Source organism: Martinezella sp. CNPSo 3959, from assembly GCF_057784355.1.
On sequence record NZ_JBXSOV010000003.1, the window covers coordinates 62490 to 83515 of the forward strand.

A 21026-nucleotide genomic window follows, 5' to 3' on the forward strand; every position below is an offset into this window, starting at 1 on the left:
GGTCATGCCGTCTGCAGGTTGATGCCATCGCCTGCAGGCGGTTTTGCCCATCCCGGGGAGCTTGTAGCTTTGTCCTGTCGAAGGCGCGCCCTATCGTATAGTGCTGGCCGGTGCCGCACTTACCGAAATTGGCCGGCACTTCTAATTTGTCTGATGAATTAAAGGCCTTCGTATTGCCAGCGCTGGTTGCTTTCGGATAGACCCTTTCCATCTCTCGCGTTCAGATTTTCCGGAGCATCGAAATGCGTCTTGAACCGCAGCAGCGAATTTATGTCTGCTTCTTCCTCTTTGCGGTATCGATGGGCGCAATGCTGTCGCGCCTTCCCGACCTGCAGGACGCCTTGCAGGTCGACAAATCGGAGCTCGGTCTGACACTGATCGGCGCAGCTATCGGGGCGCTGATATCGCTCACCTTCGCCTCCCCGATCGTTGCACGTCTGGGCGCGCGCAAGACGGCATTCATCACCGTGCTCGGCACGTCGGCATCCCTGGCGCTCGTGCCCTGGATGGGCGTTGCTCCGCTTGTCTTTGCCATCCTGCTTTGTGAAGGGCTGCTGGCCGGAGCGCTCGAAATCAATCTCAACGTCGAGATCGATCGCATCGAAGCACAACTTGGCCGGGGTGTGATGAACCGCGCCCATGGTTTCTGGAGCCTCGGCTTTTTCGTCACCGCCCTCGCATCTTCGGCCATCCGCCAGGCCGGCATTTCGATGCAGCTGCACCTTGCCCTGACATTTACCTTCGTGCTGATCGTGGGTTCACTTGTCATTGCCGGCATGCGCAATGCGCCCGCCCGCCCGGCACAGGATCATCCGGAGGCCGGGCATGCCGCGCTGCCGACACTCGGCCTGCTGCCTCTCTGTGTCATTGGCATTGCTGCCTTCCTGGTCGAGGGCGCGGGCATCGACTGGTCAGCCATCTATATGCGCGACGTCTTTCTTGTCGAGCCGTTCGTCGGCGGTCTCGGATTGACGCTGTTCACCTTCTTCATGGCGCTGGCAAGATTGTTTGCGGACCGGTTCGTTGATCACTTCGGCTCCCGCTCCGTTGCACTCTCCCTACTGCTTCTTTCAGCTGCCGGTCTCTGCGCCGTCTGGCTGGCGCCTCACCCCAATGTGGCGCTGCTCGGCTTCGCCTTCATGGGCGCCGGCTGCAGCGCGGTCTATCCGCTGGCGGTTTCGGCGGCCGCCCAACGCACCGACCGTCCGGCCCATGTCAATGTTGCCGCACTTGGACAAATGTCCTTCGTCGTCTTCTTCCTGGCTCCGCCGCTGCTGGGATTCGTTGCCGAACATGCGGGGATTCGCACGGCCTACCTTGTCTGCATCCCGGTCATCCTCGCCGCCCTGATGGGCATCGGGTCGCTTTCGGCCCGTCGCAACGCCTTCGCGTAGGGACTCTGCGATCCGGCAAAAGTCTCCTGCATTAAATTCGCCGGGATCCATTATTCGTTGTGAGGGGGAATCCTGTACGCTTCCCCCTCTTCCGCAGTCGAGCGTGGGGCATCGCTCGCCTGCAGCGCTTTCACCGAGTCAGAAGCCTAGGCTCGCTTAACGCAGGTAGCGGAATGCCGCCCTGACTTCGTTGGTGAAAATCGCCGGCTGCTCCCAGGCCGCAAAATGCCCGCCATTCTCGGTTTTGTTGAAGTAGATCAGATTGCCGAAGGCACGCTCCGTCCACGACTTGGGTGCCTGATAGATTTCTCCCGGAAAGACACTAACCGCGACGGGCACGGAAGGGATCCTTTCGAGAGCGTTGAAATTGTTGGTGTGGTCTTCCCAATAGATCTGGGCTGCCGAGGTACCCGTCTCCGTGAACCAATAGAGAGAAATGTCATCCAACATCTCGTCCCGAGTGAGAACCTTTTCGGGCTGCTTGTTGCTATACGTCCACTCGGCAAACTTGTCGTACATCCACGCGGCCATTCCGATCGGTGAATCGACGAGCGAGTAACCGATCGTCTGCGGACGCGTAACCATCATTTGCGCGTAGGCAGCGCTGTCTCGGTAGAAAATCGCGAGCTTGTCGAAGCAAGCGCGTTCGTCCGCAGTGAGACCTGCGGGCGCCGGGGCACCTGCAGCCAAGATCGGCACGATTTCTTTTGGGACGATCGCAGGCATGTTGAGATGAATGCCCAGCAGTCCCGGCACCTTTTGATGCGCCATGCGCTCGGAGATGACCGAGCCGCAATCACCGCCTTGCGAGACGAACTTCTCATATCCGAGCCGATTCATCAGCGTGCCCCAAGCACGGCCGATGTGATCGGAGCCCCATCCACGGACGCTGGGTTTGCCGGAGAAACCGAAACCGGGGATCGATGGCACCACGAGATGAAAGGCGTCTTCGGCCTTGCCACCATGAGCGGTCGGATTCGTCAAGGGGTCGATGACCTTGAGCATTTCCAAAACCGAGCCCGGCCAACCGTGGGTCATGATCAGCGGCATTGCGTTTTCGTGTGGGGAGCGCACGTGAATGAAGTGAATATCCAGCCCATCGATTTCGGTCATGAACATCGGCAGAGAATTGAGCTTCTGTTCCACCTTTCGCCAATCATAGCCATCGGCCCAATATCCAACGAGATCGCGCAGGCGTTCGAGTTGCACGCCCTGGGAGTCGTCAGCGACATTTTCCTTGAGCGGCCAGCGTGCCGTCGCAAGCCTGTGCTTCAACTCGGCAATCGCGCTGTCGGGAATATGGACCTTGAACGGCTTGACGCCGTCGGGCAAGGCGTCCGATGCGGCAAAGGACATGGCAGGCTTCAGAAGCGAGGCCGCTCCAGCGACAGCGGCCGCAGTCACAAAGGCACGTCTGTTCATTGAGAAGGATAAAGGCGACATCAGAATCTCCAAATGTTGGGAGGTTTGTTGAATGCCGCGAAGTTTTGCTTTCGGCGTGTATCCCGGTTGTGTCCTCAACCCAGCCAAATTGTATCCCTCTGTGTCCGGATCGACCGAGGCTACAATGGAACACAGAACTCTGCGTTTTGGCTTTGCCAGCGGCAAAATGCACCCGAAAAATATGGAACTTGGCCAAGTAGCCGGTGAAGAGGAATTTTTGGAACATCTTGGAGTGGGAGACGAGGCAATGCGGGCTGCCAAGCTCTGCGGCGACCCCATAGAGATGACGCGGGCTTGCGAAGTTCCTCTTCCATGATGATGGAAGCGGCTCGATGGCTACCTGCTCGAAGCGGCGCTCGTTTATGGGTAAAATAGGGGCGGCTATCCTGGCGGGAGGAGAAACCATGGATAGCCGGCCGGCCGCGATACGATGAGATCAGGCCGGCAAATTTCACTTAATCGCGTTGCAGCGCCTTACGGCGCATAGCGCGTAAAGACGTAATCGTGATCCCTGACGTTGCCGACATGGCAGCTGAGACAGGTTTCATGTTGCGCAACGTCGACCGGCTTGCCGTCAACGAACCGCCCGAAGCCCCAGCCGTGACTATCGGGATATTTCTTGGAATCCTTCACCATGACCTGCACCGTGGTCGGCGCTCCCGGCACCGTTGCCGGAGCGAACTCCGTCGATTGCTTGCGTTTGTAGGCCAACTTGACGAGGATCGAGCCGTCGGGAAAAGGCAGGGTGCCCTTCTTATAGGCGTCGACGGCGATATCGTTGCCGAGCACGGCGCGAAGCTCGTCGAGCGGCGGAGCCTCCTGCGCCGGCGCAATGAATTTCCAGTCCCGATAGCCTTCCGGTATGGTCACGCCGTAGATCGGCGATGCATTTTCCGGCGGCGTTGCAGAACCTGCCGATTGAGACGCGGCGATGCCGACGGCAAGGCTTGAGACGGCAAATGCGCCAAGGAATGCGAGTTTCATTTTAGACTCCTGCCTGACGGATAATCCCGCAGACGATCGCCGGGAATTGTATCCGCTAAATTTCAGGAAACGGCTCGATTGTATCGCAATGTAGCCAGGGAAACCCATTCGTGTAAGCTGCTCATCGGAAATCGGGTGGCTACCGCTCCGGTTCGGACGCCAGGCTTCAGCTTATCACGGCTTCCGAGGACCCGACATGAACACATCGATCGCCACTTCCGCACCGGCTTTCACGGAAAACTCTATAGAGGTTCGGCTCGACGCCTATGATTGGCCGTCGCTCGCAAGAGAGCTTGACGGCTTCGGCTGCGCCGTTCTTCCGAAGCTTCTGGCACCCGATGAATGCGCTGCGATCTCCGGGCTCTACTCCGAGGAACGTCATTTCCGCAGCCACATCATCATGGCGCGTCACGGCTTTGGAAGAGGCGAATACCGCTATTTCAACTATCCGCTGCCGTGGCTTCTCGGTGGATTGCGCACGGCGCTTTATCCCCACCTCGCCGGCATCGCAAACGGCTGGAACGAACGGATGGGCGTCGCGGAACGCTATCCCGATGAGCATGCCGCCTTCCTGAGGCAATGTCATGAGGCCGGTCAGAGGCGCCCGACACCGCTGCTGCTGCAATATGTGCCGGGAGACTACAATTGCCTGCATCAGGACCTCTACGGCGAACTCGCCTTTCCGATCCAGGTGGCCATTCTGCTGTCGGAGCCGGGACAGGATTTCACCGGTGGCGAGTTTGTCCTGACCGAGCAGCGGCCGCGCATGCAAAGCCGCGTGGAAGTCGTGCCGCTTCGACAGGGCGATGCCGTCGCTTTTGCGGTCCACAATCGGCCCGTGCGGGGAACGAAGGGAAGCTACCGCGTCAATCTCAGACACGGGGTAAGCCGCGTCCGCTCAGGCGTGCGCCACACCGTCGGGATCATCTTTCACGACGCCCGCTAGAGCAATTCTGCTTTTCTTCGAATCGCGAAAACGCTCTAGCTTTTTTGTTTTTACGCAATTCCGGACGGAAAACCGCTTCGCACTTTTCCTGGAATTGCTCCAAGGGCGCCGCTAACCGACGAAGCCGGCGTAATTTTCTCCGGTAATTCTGTGCATGATGGCCGAGTATGCCTCGTGATTCTGATCGCCCGCCAAGACGCGCCCGAGCGATGGCTGCGCGAAAGCCGACATAGGCAGGAGGGCGAGCGGCGTCGAGACGGGTGTGAGATGTGAGCCCTGCCCGGCGCGCAATGTCGTCAGCAGACCGAACATTTCGCCGGTGATACTGGGCCTCGACAATATCGCCATGCGATACTGCCCGGACGAATTCGTCACTAGGTAGATATGGCCCGACAGGTGCGGCACCGACACCGAACCCTGCTGGGAAAACGAGGCATCACTACGCTCGCGTTCCCGGAAGCTCAGGCAGGTCCGTTCTCCATCCCAGGCGATCTCGGTGCAATAGGCGAAAATCGCCTTCGCATCACCGAAGGACGGGCGAAGCGTCAGGTAAGTGCCCTCCAGCCAGGAAACCGAGGCGCGGGAATAGGCACCAAGCTCTTCCGGGGCGTGGCCGGGCTTGTCATTGACAACGGTCGCTTGCGTTCCAGCCGGCTCCCGCAGGACAACCCCCATCGCCTGCTCCAGCCGAATGAGGGTCGCGAGCGTGAAGGGCCGGTGGCCGGAAAGGGCCTTCTCCAAGGTCGAAAGGCTGATGCGGGCATCATTGGCAAGGCGTTGCCGGGAAATGCGCCGTCGGGCGATCTCCTCGCGAACCCGCGCCGCTACGGCGCTGTTCTGGCTGTCGGACAAATAGGGGTCGCCCTGGACCATTCCTTCGTTTCCTGTTTGCGTAATTTTCTTCACAATTCCACACATGGCCGTAACCGGCAAGACCGTTTGCGGCAAGATGCGGACGAAACAGGGCAAAGCTTACGCTGGCGAGAAAATAGCCTTTGTTCACAATGGCTTCAGTCATTTAACCAGCGAACAAGGAGCCTGTCATGTCAGCCTCGCCAAACTTCTCGCGCTACCAGAAGCGGCAAAACTTCCTCATCAGATTCGGCCTGTTGCTCTGGTTCAGCAACGCCATCCTGCTGCCGGTGCTTGCCGTCATCTTCGCACTGCTGCATCCCCTGGAATCGCACGCGCAACCGGCAGCCTTCGTCACCCCGAACGAGATGGGCGCGGGCAGCCTTCTTCTTCAGACTAAGGAAGAAGGACAATATATCGAGGCACCCCGCCTTGCGACCGATGTCGATCTCGACGTCAATGGGCCGACGGCACGCGCAGTCCTGACGCAAGCCTTCGAGAACACGACCGACAAGTGGGTCGAGGCCCTTTACGTATTTCCTCTTCCGGAAGACAGCGCCGTCTATTCCCTGAAGATGATCGTCGGCAACCGGGTCGTTGTCGCTGATATCAAGGAGAAGCAGGCAGCGCGCGCCATTTACGAGAAAGCGCGCAAGGAAGGAAAGAAGGCGTCCCTCGTCGAACAGCAGCGCCCGAACGTCTTCACCAATACGGTCGCAAACATTGGCCCGCATGAAAAGATCGTCGTTCAGATCGAATATCAGCAGTCGGTCCGCTTGGCGGACGGCCGCTTCTCCCTGCGGGTGCCGCTGGTCGTCGCGCCGCGCTATAATCCGCAGGACGCATCGCCCATCACACAGCAAGCCGATCTTAAGGCCGGCTGGGGTCAGTCCAAACAGAGCCCATCGCGCAAGCTTAGCGACCAGCCCATCTCCACGCCCCTGATGGCACCCGGCGGCGACCGCACCAATGCCGTCACCCTCAAGGTCAATCTCAACGCCGGCTTTCCGCTCGAAGACGTCAAAAGCCTTTATCACGCGGTCAAGATCGACAAAGTAAACGATAGCGCCCGCCGGATCGTCCTGGATGGCGACGCGACTGCCGATCGCGACTTCGTGCTCGAATGGAACGCAGTCGCAAGCAATATGCCGAGCGTCGGTCTCTTCCGCGAGCATGTCGGTAGGGATGACTATGTGCTTGCCTATGTGATGCCACCGGCCGTGGCGACGCCGCAGAAGGCGGGCCGCGAAGTGGTCTTCGTTATTGACAATTCCGGGTCGATGGGCGGCACGTCAATCGAACAGGCAAGGGCGAGCCTCGATTATGCCCTGTCCCGGCTCGAGCCGAACGATCGTTTCAACGTCATCCGCTTCGACAACACGATGACCAAATTCTTCCCCGATTCGGTCATGGCGACGGCTGAGAATATCGCCTCGGCCCGCCGCTTCGTCACCGGCCTGGAAGCTGCCGGCGGAACGGAAATGCTGCCGCCGCTTCAAGCAGCACTTGACGACAGCCACCAGGCCAACGGATTGCGCCAGGTCGTGTTCCTGACCGACGGCGAAGTCAGCAACGAGCAGCAGCTTCTCGATGCGATCGCAAAGTCGCGCGGACGCTCCCGCATCTTCATGGTCGGCATCGGCTCCGCGCCGAATACCTACCTGATGAGCCGCGCCGCCGAACTTGGCCGTGGCAGCTTCACCCACATCGGTTCGGTCGCCGAGGTGAACGAGCGCATGCGCGCCCTCTTCGACAAGCTGGAAAATCCGGCCGTCACCGATGTCGCCGCTGCCTTTTCGGAGAAGAATGTCAGCCTGTCACCCAACCTCCTGCCCGACATCTACCATGGCGAACCGCTCGTTCTGGCGGCCCGGATGGGAAAAGCAGCCGGAACCCTGACCGTCAGCGGCAAGATCGGTGACCGTCCGTGGACGATTTCCCTGCCGCTGGATCGGGCAAGCAATGCCAAGGGTATCTCCAAGATCTGGGCACGGCGCCAGATCGACGATGCCGAGGTCAATCTCACGCTCGGCAAGATCACACAGGCCGATGCCGACAAGCGTATCCTGCAATTGGCTCTCGACCATCATCTGGTCACGCGTCTGACCAGTCTCGTCGCCGTCGATACCAAGCGTCTGCGGCCGACAAACGCCCCGCTGACACAGGCCGACATTCCATTGCAGCTTCCTGCGGGCTGGGATTACAACAAGCTCCTCGGCATCGGTGCAACGCGGGATGCGAAGGCTGATAGCAGGCACCAGCAGACAGCCGACAAGCTGCAGGGTGCCGATGGCGATGCTGAGCTCGAGCCAATCTCCGCACCGGCTCAGGCCAGCGTTCCGCTGCCGCAGACGGCAACGCCGGGAATGCTTCTCATTCTCCAGGGACTGCTTGCTCTTCTGTGTGGGGCTTCGCTGCTGTTCCTGGCATCGCGAAGGAGCCGGGCATGATCGCCGCCACTCGCCTCCAAACCATGGGGAGCGCGCCAGCGCGCTCCCTTCTGACTTTTGCGGCCGGCATTCTCATCGCCGCCGGTCTCTTCTTCGCCGCACAAGGAGGATGGATCTACGCCAAGGCGGCTTTGGCGCAAGTCCTGCTGGAACGTGCCTTTGCCGAGAGCGTGATATCAGGCGCACCGGTCAAACCATGGAGCTGGGCCGACACATGGCCGGTGGCGCGTATTGAAGTTCCACGCCTTGGCGTTTCCGCTATCGCTCTGAAGGGTGCAAGCGGCCAGGCGCTTGCCTTCGGCCCCGGCCATCTCGACAACACCCCGCAGGCAGGCGAAGAGGGTACAGCGGTCTATGCGGCACACCGGGATACCCATTTTACTTTCCTGAAAGATATCCATGCGAACGACCATATACGCATCACACGTCGCGACGGCCGGACTTTCACTTTCCGCGTAAGCCGCATGGCCGTTGCCCGCTGGGATGAGGCTGACATCGACCCCGATGCGCGCGGCGTCCATCTCGTGCTGGCGACATGCTTTCCCTTCGACGCCGTGACCTCGGGGCCGCTTCGCTATCTGGTCTATGCCGATCTCGAAGAAACGATGGCGAAATAGACCACGGCCAGCCATATGGAAATCCACCCCTAACTGCTGTTGCGGGTAGACTCTTCCGAGTAGCGCGCGTCCATGGGTGCGAGACCGTTGGCGTTGGGTTGTGTCAGGATACTATAAAGCTCGGGGCGGCGGCCTCTTATCCAGCGCTGCCCCGTACATTTGTCGAGCAAGGCCAGATCGATTTCAGCGCTCACCCTCGCATCGGTCGCCGCCCAGGTTTCTGCCAGAATCCGACCATAGGGATCGAGGATCATGGCATTGCCGGTGCGCACTTCGTCTTCATCCTGCCCGACGCCGTTGCTGAAGACGAGGAACATTCCATTGTCGTGAGCGCGCGACGGCAGCCAGCGCATGAACCACTCCCGGCCGTTCGGACCTCGAAATTCAGCCTCGATCGCCTCGGGGTCTTCGTGGCGATTGATCCATTTTTCGACCGGTATCCGCTTCAGCCCGTGCGGACTAACCGAATGGCCGCCGCCGGCCTGATGCGGCGCGATCAGCAATTCGGCGCCAAGCAGCGCCGTGGCGCGCGCGTTCTCGATCAGATTATTGTCCCAGCAGATCAGGATGCCGGCACGAATTCCCCAAGGTGTGTCGAAGACCGTGAAGGCATCGCCGCTGGAAATAAGGCGATGCTCCCAGGCGTGCAGTTTGCGATGGCAATGGATGTGTCCATCCGGCATGCAGACCACGTAACTATTATAGAGCTTTCCGTTTTCACCCAACTCGAGGAAGCCAGCGCCGATCGCAATGCCCTTCACCCGCGCCAGGGCTGCGACCCGCGTGATCGAGGGACCAGAGAGTGGCTCCGCCAGCGCCTGCAGCGCGGGGCCGTCGAGCTTTGGAACATGCCAGTATCCGCAGATGCACATTTCGGGAAAGACGACGAGCTGATTATCAGCCTGAACGGCTTCTTCCGTGAAATGCTCTATACGCGAGAGATTGTAGGCCTTGTCATTGGCTCGATGTTGAAACTGCACGGATGAAATTTTGAGCGTCATGTCGATTGCTCCTTTCGTCATGAGCCCATTTGACCACGCACCATCTCTTTCGTAAAATGACTTTATCGATTAAAGTTATTCCTGGACAGAATGGAAATAAAGCTCCTCCGATCCTTCATTCAATTGATCGATACCGGCCACTACGGCAAGGCTTCGGCAAAATTGTTCGTCACTCAATCGACCCTGACCAAGCAGATTCAGGCTTTGGAAGCTGCAATAGGCGGAGCGTTGTTCGAGCGCGGCCGCCATGGCGCCAAGTTGACGCCTCTTGGAGAACTTCTGCAGCGCGAAGCGCGCCCGCTTCTCCAATTGAACGACGACGTCGACAGGAAGATGCATCGCGCCATAGCCGGCCTTACCGGATATCTCGACATCGGATTTGGAATATCGACACTTGCCGTCGCACCACGGCTGATCGCCGGCTTTCGGGCGGCGACGCCGGATTGCAGTATCACGCTCAACGACTTGCCATCGCGGGAACAGCATCAGCGCCTGCTGGACGGCCGGCTCGATATCGGTTTCTGCCGGGCGCCGGAGGAGGATAGCGGCTTGGCTTTCATGCCCGTCGTCGAAGAGTATCTAGCCTTGGCGCTTCCAAGTGGGGTGACCATGCCGGCCCAGGATCGGCTGTCGGAGCTGAATGAACTCGGATTTGTCGCACTTTCGCCGTCGCGCGGACCTGGATTGGACGACCAGATCAGGCGCTGGTGTTCGCTTGCCGGTTTCGAGCCCCGCATCGCCCAATATGCCGACGACATACTGACCGTGCACGCCATCGTTTCTGCCGGCCTGGGCGCGGCATTCCTGCCTTGGCGTGGCGTGCGGGTATTGGCGGGGTCCATCCGCACGCAATCTCTCTCGGGACCAGAATCAAAATGGCCGGTAGGAATCTGCTGGCATCGCAAACATACGAGCCCTCTGTTAGCCGGCTTTGTAGATCATGTAACGAAGAATCTGGAATTCGACCACCCGGCCTCCGAGTGGCAATCGGGATAAAGGCCTGGCTTGCATCGGCATTCTGCGATGCAAGCGATCACTCTCGTTGCCGGCAATGGGGTTATGCATCCAACCCCTTTGTCCGAAAGACGCTAAACGTGAGACTGTCCGACCTCGTCGTCGGACGGTTCAAGCGCCCTGATGCTCAAAACGAACCATGCAGCCAAAGCATTGTCGGCATACCCAGCACCGCCGCTCCAATCATAGCTCAAAATTACTAACCCTCACAAATCATTAATGATTCGCAAACTAGGGCCGATCCAACTTTCGACAAGGGAAGGCAGTGATTCGTCCACAGCGGATATTTTCAATGTCCGTTACATGAAACTTGTCCAGCCTTTATCCATGGCAGGCGAACAGCTGCCGAGGGTAGCGAAAGACGGCGGAGCCTGATCCGCTCAACGCTCCAGGCATACCGAACGGCTATATGCTCGCTGCCCGCACTTGTGCCATGATCGCTGAAAGGGAAAGCTGGAGATCCCGCGTGAGAGCATCCGCACGAAGCCGACTCACACAGCCCCATTCGGTGATTCCCGTCGTCGAAATCGTTACAATCTTAGCCGGGTAGAGATCAGCAGATCGGCGGCAACGACATTATGCAATCAAAAGTGCAAGCCTTCACCCGCAGCTCTTTTCAGCGGGTGGTCGCAGAAAGTGCAGGAAAAGCAGCGCGTTAAACGGCCCGGCCAAAGTCCTGACTGTCACACGCTGACCGTTCATTATCCGTTAATCTCTGGACGGCCTGACAGAATCGTGTTCTATCTTCTGGCGGGCAAATGTCGGCAAACCGGCGACAGGCCGCCAAGAGGGATAAATGGCGATAGCGAACCGCACGGAGACACTAGCTCCTTCAAAGGAAAATGCAGCCAGCAAAATCGCGCGGCATGCAACCGTACTGTCTGGTCAGCTCCAGCAGCTCAGAACACGTATGTATCCGCCGAAATCCGAGAAGATGCTACGCCAGTTCCTGACCAATGAAGTGTCAAAGCTCACGTCTATCCCAGATTCGACATTGAAGCTGATGTCGAGTGAAGGCCGCGGTCCTGTTCCCAGCCGGTTGGAGAACAATCACCGGGTCTATACGCTTGCCCAGATCAACGAATTGCGGGAGCTGTTTGCCAAGCAGAAGCCTACGGAAGCGCTTCGCTTCCTGCCTCGGCGCCGACCGGGCGAGCATCTGCAGGTCATGGCGATTGCCAACTTCAAGGGTGGCAGCGCCAAGACGACGACCTGCGTTCATCTCGCGCATTATCTCGCGCTGCATGGCTATCGCGTGCTTGCCCTCGATCTCGATCCGCAGGCATCGCTTTCGGCCATGTTTGGCGCGCAGCCGGAAATCGATGTCGGCGCCAACGAAACCATCTATGCGGCACTTCGATATGAGGCGGCCGAAAGGCGGCCCATCCGCGAGATCATTCGCAAAACCTATTTCGATGGCATTGACCTTATTCCAGGCAACCTCGAGGTCATGGAGTATGAGCATGAGACCCCTCGCGTCCTGGCTCAAAAATCCGGCTCCGGCGTCATCTTTTTCGAGCGCCTCAAGCTGGCGCTGGCCGAAGTCGAAAGCGATTACGACATCGTCATCCTCGACACGCCGCCGTCGCTCGGATTTCTGACCCTCAGCGCTATCTATGCCGCAACAAGCATGATCATCACGGTACATCCGGCCATGCTGGACGTGGCATCGATGAGCCAGTTCCTGCTCATGATGGGCGACCTGATCAGCGTGCTCAACGAAAGCGGTGCGCAGCTCGATCATGATTTCATTCGCTATCTGGTAACGCGTCACGATCCGAACGATGCGCCACAGTCCCAGGTCGTTGCGATGCTGCGCCATCTCTTCGGCACCGATGTCCTGTTGCCAACGGCGATAGAGAGCACCGCAGTCGAGGCCGCCGGACTTGCAAAGCGCTCCCTCTACGAGTTGGAAATGGGGCAGATCGGCCGAGATACGCATAAGCGCGCGCGTGAGGCCGTCGACGCCGTCAATGAAGCGATCGTGCAACTCATCAATGCAAGTTGGGGACGTGGATGAGCAAAAGCCCGAGAAAATCCATCGTCGCCAGCTTCGGCCTGCTCTCAGCGGAGTTGGAAAGCAGCGAAAACAAAACGGATTCATCGCCGCCGGCCCCTGCGCCCGCGCAAACCGGCCGTGTCGGTGCCGGTGTGATCGGGGCCGCGCATCGGGCGATCGGCGACATACGCGCCGAACGTGACCGGCTGCGCGCCATTGTCGAATCCGGCGAAGGCTGGATACAGGACCTCGATCCTCAGGTGATCGATGCCTCTCCCTACCCCGATCGCCTGCCTGACGATGATCCTCAGGATTTCGAGAGATTCAAGCGTTCCATTGAGGAGGAAGGCCAAAAGGTTCCGATCCAGGTTCGACGGCATCCTTCTTCAGGCGATCGGTATCAGGTCGTTTACGGCCATCGCAGATGGCGGGCTGCTCTAGAGCTCGGCCGCACCGTCCGTGCCATAGAAGTCGAGATTTCCGATCTCGATCTCGTTCTAGCGCAGGGCATCGAGAATGCCAGCCGGCAGGACCTGACATGGATCGAACGCGCCTTGTTTGTCTCACGCATGGATGATGCGGGCATCAAGGCGCGCCACATCTATGCGGCCCTCTCGATCGAGGATGCGGAACTTGCGCGAATGCGGAGCGTCTATCGCGCAATTCCGGCAGATATCATTGAAGCGATCGGCAGGGCTCCGAAGATTGGCCGACCGCGTTGGCTGGATCTGGCGAAGGCCATATCCGCAGCGCCGAATGCTCTTGATGTGGTGCGCACCGCTCTCTTGGATGCAAATAAAGACAACGAAACCTCGGACCAGCGCTTTCAGGTGGCGCTAAAGGCGATCAAACCTCCGTCTGAGCCGCGCAACACGCAAATTGCGATTTCCGATACATCCGGAACTAGGTTGGGAGTGTTCATGACCTCCCCTCGGGAGGTTCGAATCTCTGCCGAGGGCAAACTGGGTACGGAATTCGTAAGATTTATCGAGGAAGAGCTGCCCGATCTTGTCGAGCGCTTCACTCGTTTCAGAGACAAACGCAACCCCTGACAGCTGTCAGGGTTTTCTGATTGGAAAGGAAACTAGCAAAAGAAAAAAGGCCCCCAAACGTTGCCGTCGTGGAAGCCTTCTCTTCAATGTAGCAACTGAAGAATCGCATTTCCCCGAATCACAGTCAAGAGTCTTTGGCACCGTTTTTGGTGATCGTATTTCTTTTGCCTCTTGAAGGTGAAGAAAATGCAGAACGGAAGTGTGACGACGCCCTTTGGGCGGCGGCCGATGACGCTTGCCTTAATGAGACGGCAGGTCGCCACGTCCGCGATCGAACCAAACAAGACGGCTGATAAATGGAAAGTCTTTCGAGACATATCCGAAGCACGAGAAAAGCTCGGTCTGCAGGATCGCAGCTTGGCGGTACTCGATGCCTTGCTGAGCTTTTATCCCGACAATGAGCTTCGTCAGGACGCCAAGCTCATCGTCTTTCCCTCCAATACGCAATTGACCTTACGAGCCCATGGCATTGCAGGCGCCACGCTTCGCAGGCATCTGGCATTTCTCGTCGAGGCTGGCCTGATCGTCCGCAAGGATAGCGCCAATGGCAAGCGCTATGCGAGAAAAGGCCGAACAGGCGAGATCGAAAACGCCTTCGGCTTCGATATCTCACCGCTGTTATTGCGCGCGGAAGAACTTGCAATCATGGCTCAACAGGTCGTGGCAGATCGGATCGCTTTTCGGCGGGCCAAGGAGAGCCTGACAATTTGCCGGCGCGACGTCCGTAAACTGATTGCGGCGGCTATTACGGAAGGCGTCGAGGGCGACTGGCCCCGGATCGAAGAAACCTATAGTGCCCTCCTCGCGCGCATTCCCCGCTCCCCAACCATGTCTGAGGTCACCTCTACTCTCAGTGATATGGAGCTACTGCGTGGCGAAATCATCAACCTACTGGAAAAACAGCAGAAAATTGAAAATTATAGCACCAATGATGCCCATAATGAGCGTCACATAAAGAATTCGAATCCCGAATCCTTTAATGAATTTGAACCAGGCTTTCGAACAAAGTTGGAAGCGAGATCTCGGAAAACGGACGAGCGACAAAAAGAGCCGATGCGCATCTTCCCGTTAGCTCTCGTGCTGAAGGCATGCCCCGAAATTAGCTCCTATGGCCCTGCAGGCGTGATCAGCAATTGGCGAGATCTCATGTCTGCAGCCATCGTGGTACGATCGATGCTCGGTGTCACGCCCTCGGCCTATCAGCAAGCTTGCGAGACGATGGGGCCGGAAAATGCCGCCGTGACAATGGCCTGCATTCTCGAGCGATCAGGGCATATCAACTCAGCCGGTGCTTATCTACGCGATCTTGCAGGCAAGGCAAAACGCGGCGAATTTTCACTTGGTCCGGTACTTATGGCATTGCTTCGCATAAATGCAGGGTACGGCGATATCGTGCCAGAAGTTTCATGACATATCAGATCGGCTTGCTGAGATGTGCCGGCTCCGAGACGCCAACGGTACGCGATCGGAATAAGCCTTGGGGTCAACACAGCAAAGAGGCCGCGGGATATACATTTTCTTACGCGATATGGCTGCGGCTAGCCATTCAGCTTTGGCCATCGAACCTTGCCGACGGCCAAAGCTGCACATTGGATTAACGGCAGATGCGCTCCTTGCGAACCACCCAGTGGCCATGAACCCTATGCTTTACGGTCTTCACAAAGCAATTGTGGTGATGGCGATGAAATGGAGCTGCCTGGGAGGGAGCGCTGACGGCAACAACCGAAGCCAAGGCGATGGCAGTGGAGAGAAGCAGGCTTTTCATGTGAAACCTCATAAGCATTGGGGGTGATGCTGCGTGTTTACGCATGACTTTGATGACCGATTAAGACTTAACCAAAAATGAATAGCACCCTTACGATTTTGTAATGAACTTTAGCGGCAGCAACTCGCTCGACCAATTTTCAAAGGGGTAGAATTAAGCTCCAGAGATTAGATCCCGGCTTAATCGACAATATGCAGTGCATTGTCTCTCATCATTATTCCAGCGAGATAGAGTCATTGGAACGGTCATAGACGAATGTGAGAATGGAACCGGCGAACAAGTGCGCTCGGATTACTCGCTTAGAGACTGATTTCCCCTTTGCTGAAGAAAAAATCGGCGCTAGTGGGTGCACATCTCGCAGTCGATAAAAAGTTCAGTTAACGCGATATGGCTTATGGAAGTTAATGCCCATATAGCTTCAGGATTAGAAATTTTCACCGAGAAATCCGGCAGTTAGCCGCTGCCGAATTCGGGTATGAACGGCGAGATATTGCGCTTGTTTTGTGATGTATAGCAAGGCAGGGGAGGGAATAGTCAAGCAAATTGTCGTTCAGCAACATCTTTCAGATAGCCTGCAAACGGAGACGTATTGTCTTGCGCAGAAGGTCGATTGCTTCAGAAACGGTCGGTCCTTCGATAGGAGGCGGCAGCGCACGTTCGCAGAACTCTCGCCAGACGAACAGCGTTAGTTCGGCGCCGTCCGTTTCGCTTTCCCCTCCCCTTCCGTAAATTGCCCGAGGAGCCGATATCGGGCATCTCGCCAGAACAGTTTCTCGACCCACTCATAGATAGGAATGATATGGAAATGAAAAGCGAGTCCGGAGCTATGACCATAGCGCCCCGATATAGACGCGCGGAACGCGGAGCTCCTCCTTCAGGGCTGCTTGAGATAGCGCCAATAACGGACCGATTTCGCTCAAATCGTCATCGGATAAGTCCGACAGATCATCTGCAGATCTCTTCGAGGCAACAGCAAGATAGCCGGGGAGGGCAGAGTTCGCGCGATGACCTAGAACCCATCCGTCGGTTTCAGCGATGAAAAACTATGAAGCGGGCCTCATTTCGGATCTCCTGTTCTTGCTAATGTTCGCCGGCTAGTTTTCCCCCGCGCCTGGCGCAAAGGCGGTTTGGAATCCGTGAGCATGGGCCGCCCCTTGGTCTGAATGAAGGGGCATACAGTATGGTCCCTCTTCCGTTGCAATTCTTACTGGGCGCCCAGCAGATTACACGGAGGAAATAGATAGCGGCAATGATAGGATGTGACGTTTCTCCAGCGTTGATGGCAGCTCAAGGTCATTTGTCTCGACTTCGGAATAAGCTCTGTCCAGTTTCCGCGCTCGCAACAAAATCCTGACAGCTGTCAGGGTTTTTCAATAAGCGGATGGGGAGACGGCATGGAGAGGTTTACCCTGCGCAAGGCGAGCGGTCTGAGGAGCGCATATGTCATGCTACCCATCAATAAGCTTGGACCGCAAACCCTGACAGCTGTCAGGGTTTTTATCGTACGGGATCCGGATCCCGAGCGTTGGGGCGCTATGCGGTAGAGCAGAAACCTGGTCGGTCTTGCCAGGAAGATTTCGGTGGGAGGATAAACGGCAGGCTGAATCATGCGGGCGGGCCGCCATTTTATCCCGCGTGGCTGCAGCTGCAGCGGCGTCCGACGCTGCAGCCGTCGCGACGCTTCAGAGCGAGCGTGATCCTTAGTATGCGGCCAGCAAGTTCGATCCGAAATCCGGCTCGACACCGAGCAGCGGCGCGGCGTGGGCAATGATGTCGTGAACCATAGGTGCCGCCGTGTTGGTCGCGAAGGTTAAATTGTGTTGGCCTGTCAGCGGCTGGTCGACGAAGGCCAGCACCACGTATTTCGGGTTATTCATTGGAAACGCCGCGAGGAATGAATTGAAGCTGAGCTTGTGCGAATAGACCCCGTGGATGACCTTGTTTGCGGTGCCAGTCTTCCCGCCGACGTGATAGCCGGGGACGTCGGCAGGTTTGCCAGACCCTTGCTCACCGTTCAACTGGAAGAGGTAGCGGATCGTGTCGCTGGTGCTCTTCTTGACGATCATCGTTTCGGTCTTTTCCGCCTCTTCCTGCGTGCGCGGCAGGAAGGTTGGCTCGATCAGCTTGCCGCCGTCGATGAGGGCGGCACCCGCGACGGCGGTTTGCATCGGCGTGGTGGCGACGCCGTGGCCGAACGCTATGGTTATGGAGTTGAGCTTCTTCCAAACTCTTGGCTGGCTCGGCGCTTTCACCTCAGGCAGTTCCGTCTGCATTTTCGACAGCAATCCGAAGCGGGTCAGATAGCTCTTCTGGATGGTCATGCCCACCTTGTCCATCATCTTGGCCGTGCCGATGTTGGACGAATAACGGAAGATCTCCGGGATCGACAGGACACGCCGCGGCACGTCGCGATCGTCATGGATGGTGAAGCCGCCGTAGTGCAGGGGAGAGCTGGCGTCGAAGGTGTCCGTCAGCTTGACCGTGCCGGTATCGATGGCCATCGCGATCGAGAAGGTCTTGAAGACCGAGCCCATCTCGTCGGTGCCGTTCGACATGCGGTTCAGCCAGCCTTTGACATCAGTCTGCGGATCATTCGGATCGAAGTCGGGTGCCGAGGCCATGGCCAGGACTTCGCCGGTGTGGATGTCGAGAATAACGGCGCCGGCCGCCTGACTCTGGTAGCGGCCGATCGCATCCGACACCACGTCATGGACGATGTTCTGAACGCGCAGGTCGACCGAAAGCCGCACGGGCTCCAGTTGGTCGCGGCTCGTCAGGCCCGTCGATGCGAGATCCGACAGGCCCTGCATGTCGAGATATTTCTCCATGCCGGCAACGCCGTGATTGTCGATATCGACATAACCGAGAATATGGGCTGCCGTGCGTCCACCCGGATAGAAGCGTTTGACCTCAGGCCGAAATCCGATCGCCGGAATGCCGAGCGCCAGGATTTCGCTCTGTTCCTTCGGCGTCAGCTGCCGGCGCAGCCAGGCAAAATGCGATCGGCGATCGGCGAGCTTCTTATAAAGGGATTTGCGGTCGATATCGGGAAAGATCGAGGCGATTTTTTCCACTGCCTCGTCCGGATCGATCACACGGTTGGGCTCGGCAAACATCGAAACGGTGCGGATGTCCGTTGCAAGCAATTCGCCGTTTCTGTCGACGATATCCGGGCGCGCGGCGCTGACATGATCAGGGGGAATTGCCGAGGTGTCGGTCCTCGGTTCCATGTCGAAATAGGTGAGCCTGGCGAAGATCGCCACATAACAGACGAGCAGCCCGCCCGCGAGCATCATGATGCGCGCTTTGGCAAGTTTCGCTTGGCCCGTTGCGCGCACCGGCGGGCGCTCGCGGCCCCCAGGACCAAAGGTGATTCTGATGAGGCGACCGCTATTTGCGCCGAGTGCGTGGATGATCGACATGAACGATAATTCGCAAAAACTGGGAGGGCGGGTTTGCCTCTCGATTAACAATCTTTAAACGCAAGATGGTTAACAGGAGTCTAACCATAAGTTCCCATTACCATCCTCGCGCATGAAAGAGAGTGCACCAAGCGGACTTCCAGCGGGCAAGTGATAAAGTGGAAATGGTAGTGGGAAGGACACTTTCTAGAAAGCGACGATTGGTGCCCAGAGGACAATAGTTAGGTCCAAGCGCCTTGCAGTAGTACGCGAGGCAGATTTGGGGACTAGTAGCCCCTCTACCTGGCGTCTACACCTTCGTCTCTCGTTCCCATCCACCGTCTTACAATGAGCAACGAACATGCCAGAAAGGCCGTAGCATAGCCGCTGATCAAATATGGTGCAGATATTCCAGCAAACTCGGCCAGTGCGGCTCCAAGCGGAGGGGCTGTCGTCATCGCTGCCGCGCTAAGTCCCTCGCCTACCGCGGCAACGCGCCCCAAAAGCTCAAGCGGCGTCTCCTTCTGCAGCACCACGCGGTAGGGGACAAAAAAGCCAGCGCTGGCCAAACCCGTAGCAAATAGGAGTGCGCAAAAACTTATGGCAGACATCTCCATATCGCCGCGTCCGACGTGGCCCATCAAGGCAATTAACAGCCCGCCGACAAGGCCTGAACCGATCATCAGCTGAAAAGGATCGCGCTGCCCGAAGAACTGTCCCAGTAGCAAAGCGCCAATTACTCCGCCGGCTCCTGCGGACGCAACGGAGGCTCCGAGCAAGGCGCTCGAAAGTCCGATTTCCTTGACAAGGAGTGCAATCAGACCGTCGTACAGGAAGATTAGAAAGTAGCCGAGAGCCATGGCGACAATGGTGGTAGCCAGGACAGGCTTGCGGCGAATGTGTCTCAGGCCGTCGGCAAATTCCTCGCCAAATTTTCTCTTGGCGGCTTCACTGCGATCTGCGCGCAATCCGCCAGGCAAGCCAAAGAGAACCAATGCTGCGATCAGCGACAGGCCAGCGTTCACCAAGAAAATCTGCTGCAGGTCGAGAAATATCGTCAGAATTCCACCCAAGGCCGGGCCGACAATCTTGGTGAGCTGATTAATGACGTGGCTGAGGCTATTTGCCGCCAATAATCGATCAGGGGTCGTAAGAAGTGGAATTGCCGCCTGCTTTGCCGGCATGAACAAAGCGTCGGCACTGGATTTGATGACGACGCATCCGAGGAGCACAACGAGATTTGGCGCGAGAACAAATGCCGCCGTTGAAATGGCACGTATGACGTTACTTACTACCAGGAGCGTTCTTTGATCGGCGCGATCCACCAAGACGCCAACGGCGGGAGCGAGAACGACATAGGGTAACGCTAGCGCCAACGTTAAACTCGCGACCGCTACAGGTCCAAGCTGCCATTGGAATGCTACCAGCGCACTTAGCGCCACAAAGTCCAACCAATCGGCTAGATCGGAGGGGATCTGGGCGAGGAGCAGTCGCCGCAGTTTCGGCACGGTGAGCGGCGCGAGGCTATCAGGCAAGCGATGCATTGCGACCGCGGTTAATATCGAACCTCGTCATGGAGCCTCTTCGTTACTCACCTCAAGCACCTGCTCAACCACAACCACGGATTATGATCGAGGATGGGGAATGGCACAATTGCCGATCTAGCGACACCGCCCCCAAATCCGCTCTTTTACCTTGAAGTGCCAGTATCATACCTCAATACAAGGCCTGCTAATGGATTGAAGTACATATATAATTTCTCAATATGGAAGTATAATCCATGATAGTTTCCGCCTGTGATTTTGCGGGGTATCGAGCAGATTATTGCGAGGCTCCGAATTTGCGCTTCACGATTATCGCCGCAATGGTGGCCGGAAGGCGGAGCTCGTCTTCTTCGATCCGCATGCGGATCTGGCCGCCTATCTCGAGGGTGCGCGCAGCTTGATGCGTGACAGCGGTTGCCGGCACATCGTCGGCATGATCACATCCGCCGCCCGCAAGGAAGTCATTCCGCTTGTCGAGAAGCATGGCGGCCTGCTGTGGTACATGTGTCCGTACGAAGGGTTCGAGGCGAACGAAAACGATGGCGATTTCGATCAGAGACCGCT

Annotated in this window: 15 protein-coding genes and 2 pseudogenes; 9 read left to right on the forward strand and 8 right to left on the reverse strand. The window is 57.6% G+C overall.

The annotated features are described in order from the left end of the window. Positions 1-242: 242 nt before the first annotated feature. A complete protein-coding gene (locus AC13RE_RS10945) occupies positions 243-1394 on the forward strand; it encodes an MFS transporter (protein ID WP_488562933.1) in 1152 nt (383 codons plus the stop codon). Between the two features lie 156 nt (positions 1395-1550). On the opposite strand, the gene AC13RE_RS10950 is transcribed toward AC13RE_RS10945, so the two are convergent. After that, positions 1551-2837: an epoxide hydrolase family protein gene (locus tag AC13RE_RS10950; RefSeq protein WP_488563141.1), complete on the reverse strand. Its 1287-nt coding sequence runs from the start codon at positions 2835-2837 to the stop codon at positions 1551-1553. Between the two features lie 474 nt (positions 2838-3311). Further along, positions 3312-3821, reverse strand: a complete 510-nt coding sequence (locus tag AC13RE_RS10955) for a cytochrome P460 family protein (RefSeq protein ID WP_488562934.1) — start codon at positions 3819-3821, stop codon at positions 3312-3314. A gap of 196 nt (positions 3822-4017) precedes the next feature. Between AC13RE_RS10955 and AC13RE_RS10960 the strand changes: the two genes are divergently transcribed. After that, on the forward strand, positions 4018-4767 hold the full coding sequence (locus AC13RE_RS10960) for a 2OG-Fe(II) oxygenase (protein ID WP_488562935.1): 750 nt from the start codon (positions 4018-4020) through the stop codon (positions 4765-4767). A 111-nt stretch (positions 4768-4878) separates the two neighbouring features. Here the strand turns inward: AC13RE_RS10960 and AC13RE_RS10965 are convergent, their stop codons facing one another. Continuing rightward, the gene (locus AC13RE_RS10965) at positions 4879-5640 is read right to left on the reverse strand and encodes a helix-turn-helix domain-containing protein (RefSeq protein ID WP_132720279.1); all 762 of its coding nucleotides are present in this window, start codon (positions 5638-5640) and stop codon (positions 4879-4881) included. A gap of 170 nt (positions 5641-5810) precedes the next feature. Between AC13RE_RS10965 and AC13RE_RS10970 the strand changes: the two genes are divergently transcribed. After that, positions 5811-8069, forward strand: coding sequence for a marine proteobacterial sortase target protein (locus AC13RE_RS10970; RefSeq protein WP_488562936.1), 2259 nt, complete (start codon positions 5811-5813; stop codon positions 8067-8069). Further along, on the forward strand, positions 8066-8686 hold the full coding sequence (locus tag AC13RE_RS10975) for a class GN sortase (protein WP_488562937.1): 621 nt from the start codon (positions 8066-8068) through the stop codon (positions 8684-8686). Before AC13RE_RS10970 ends, AC13RE_RS10975 begins: the two co-directional genes overlap by 4 nt. Before the next feature lie 29 nt (positions 8687-8715). Here AC13RE_RS10975 and AC13RE_RS10980 read toward each other — a convergent pair whose 3' ends face one another. Next, a complete protein-coding gene (locus AC13RE_RS10980; protein WP_488562938.1) occupies positions 8716-9687 on the reverse strand; it encodes a nitrilase family protein in 972 nt (323 codons plus the stop codon). A gap of 90 nt (positions 9688-9777) precedes the next feature. Here AC13RE_RS10980 and AC13RE_RS10985 point away from each other — a divergent pair, with 90 nt between their 5' ends. The 4 genes from AC13RE_RS10985 (at position 9778) to repC (ending at position 15162) form a co-directional block, all read left to right on the forward strand. Next, positions 9778-10683 (forward strand): LysR family transcriptional regulator, encoded by a 906-nt coding sequence (locus tag AC13RE_RS10985; protein ID WP_488562939.1) that lies wholly within the window; start codon positions 9778-9780, stop codon positions 10681-10683. A gap of 814 nt (positions 10684-11497) precedes the next feature. Then, complete coding sequence (repA, locus tag AC13RE_RS10990) at positions 11498-12721, forward strand: plasmid partitioning protein RepA (RefSeq protein ID WP_488562940.1); 1224 nt, start codon at positions 11498-11500, stop codon at positions 12719-12721. Next, positions 12718-13752, forward strand: coding sequence for a plasmid partitioning protein RepB (repB, locus tag AC13RE_RS10995; protein WP_488562941.1), 1035 nt, complete (start codon positions 12718-12720; stop codon positions 13750-13752). The genes repA and repB overlap by 4 nt, the downstream gene beginning before the upstream one ends. Positions 13753-13938: 186 nt before the next feature. Further along, entirely contained in the window at positions 13939-15162 is a 1224-nt protein-coding gene (repC, locus tag AC13RE_RS11000; protein ID WP_132720273.1) for a plasmid replication protein RepC, read from the forward strand. Between the two features lie 184 nt (positions 15163-15346). On the opposite strand, the gene AC13RE_RS11005 is transcribed toward repC, so the two are convergent. The 4 genes and pseudogenes from AC13RE_RS11005 to AC13RE_RS11020 all read right to left on the reverse strand — a co-directional run bounded on the left by AC13RE_RS11005 (position 15347) and on the right by AC13RE_RS11020 (position 20453). Then, positions 15347-15517, reverse strand: coding sequence for a hypothetical protein (locus AC13RE_RS11005; RefSeq protein WP_165915294.1), 171 nt, complete (start codon positions 15515-15517; stop codon positions 15347-15349). 563 nt (positions 15518-16080) lie between these two features. Continuing rightward, positions 16081-16554, reverse strand: a pseudogene (locus AC13RE_RS11010) (HIT family protein). Between the two features lie 663 nt (positions 16555-17217). Further along, positions 17218-18939, reverse strand: coding sequence for a peptidoglycan D,D-transpeptidase FtsI family protein (locus AC13RE_RS11015; protein WP_488562942.1), 1722 nt, complete (start codon positions 18937-18939; stop codon positions 17218-17220). 278 nt (positions 18940-19217) lie between these two features. Then, positions 19218-20453 carry an MFS transporter gene (locus AC13RE_RS11020; RefSeq protein WP_488562943.1) on the reverse strand — a complete coding sequence of 412 codons (1236 nt, stop codon included), beginning with the start codon at positions 20451-20453 and terminating at the stop codon, positions 19218-19220. A 343-nt stretch (positions 20454-20796) separates the two neighbouring features. On the opposite strand from AC13RE_RS11020, the pseudogene AC13RE_RS11025 reads away from it, so the two are divergent. Then, positions 20797-21000: pseudogene (locus AC13RE_RS11025) on the forward strand (transporter substrate-binding protein); the annotation flags it as partial. Positions 21001-21026: the final 26 nt, after the last annotated feature.

Coding starts and splice junctions, on each gene's coding strand:
- repC (WP_132720273.1), top strand. CDS start 13,939: ATGCAGAACGGAAGTGTGACGACGCCCTTTGGGCGGCGGCCGATGACG.
- AC13RE_RS10965 (WP_132720279.1), bottom strand. CDS start 5,640: ATGGTCCAGGGCGACCCCTATTTGTCCGACAGCCAGAACAGCGCCGTA.
- AC13RE_RS10985 (WP_488562939.1), top strand. CDS start 9,778: ATGGAAATAAAGCTCCTCCGATCCTTCATTCAATTGATCGATACCGGC.
- AC13RE_RS10950 (WP_488563141.1), bottom strand. CDS start 2,837: ATGTCGCCTTTATCCTTCTCAATGAACAGACGTGCCTTTGTGACTGCG.
- AC13RE_RS11005 (WP_165915294.1), bottom strand. CDS start 15,517: ATGAAAAGCCTGCTTCTCTCCACTGCCATCGCCTTGGCTTCGGTTGTT.
- AC13RE_RS10980 (WP_488562938.1), bottom strand. CDS start 9,687: ATGACGCTCAAAATTTCATCCGTGCAGTTTCAACATCGAGCCAATGAC.
- repB (WP_488562941.1), top strand. CDS start 12,718: ATGAGCAAAAGCCCGAGAAAATCCATCGTCGCCAGCTTCGGCCTGCTC.
- AC13RE_RS11015 (WP_488562942.1), bottom strand. CDS start 18,939: ATGTCGATCATCCACGCACTCGGCGCAAATAGCGGTCGCCTCATCAGA.
- repA (WP_488562940.1), top strand. CDS start 11,498: ATGGCGATAGCGAACCGCACGGAGACACTAGCTCCTTCAAAGGAAAAT.
- AC13RE_RS10970 (WP_488562936.1), top strand. CDS start 5,811: ATGTCAGCCTCGCCAAACTTCTCGCGCTACCAGAAGCGGCAAAACTTC.
- AC13RE_RS10955 (WP_488562934.1), bottom strand. CDS start 3,821: ATGAAACTCGCATTCCTTGGCGCATTTGCCGTCTCAAGCCTTGCCGTC.
- AC13RE_RS10945 (WP_488562933.1), top strand. CDS start 243: ATGCGTCTTGAACCGCAGCAGCGAATTTATGTCTGCTTCTTCCTCTTT.
- AC13RE_RS10960 (WP_488562935.1), top strand. CDS start 4,018: ATGAACACATCGATCGCCACTTCCGCACCGGCTTTCACGGAAAACTCT.
- AC13RE_RS10975 (WP_488562937.1), top strand. CDS start 8,066: ATGATCGCCGCCACTCGCCTCCAAACCATGGGGAGCGCGCCAGCGCGC.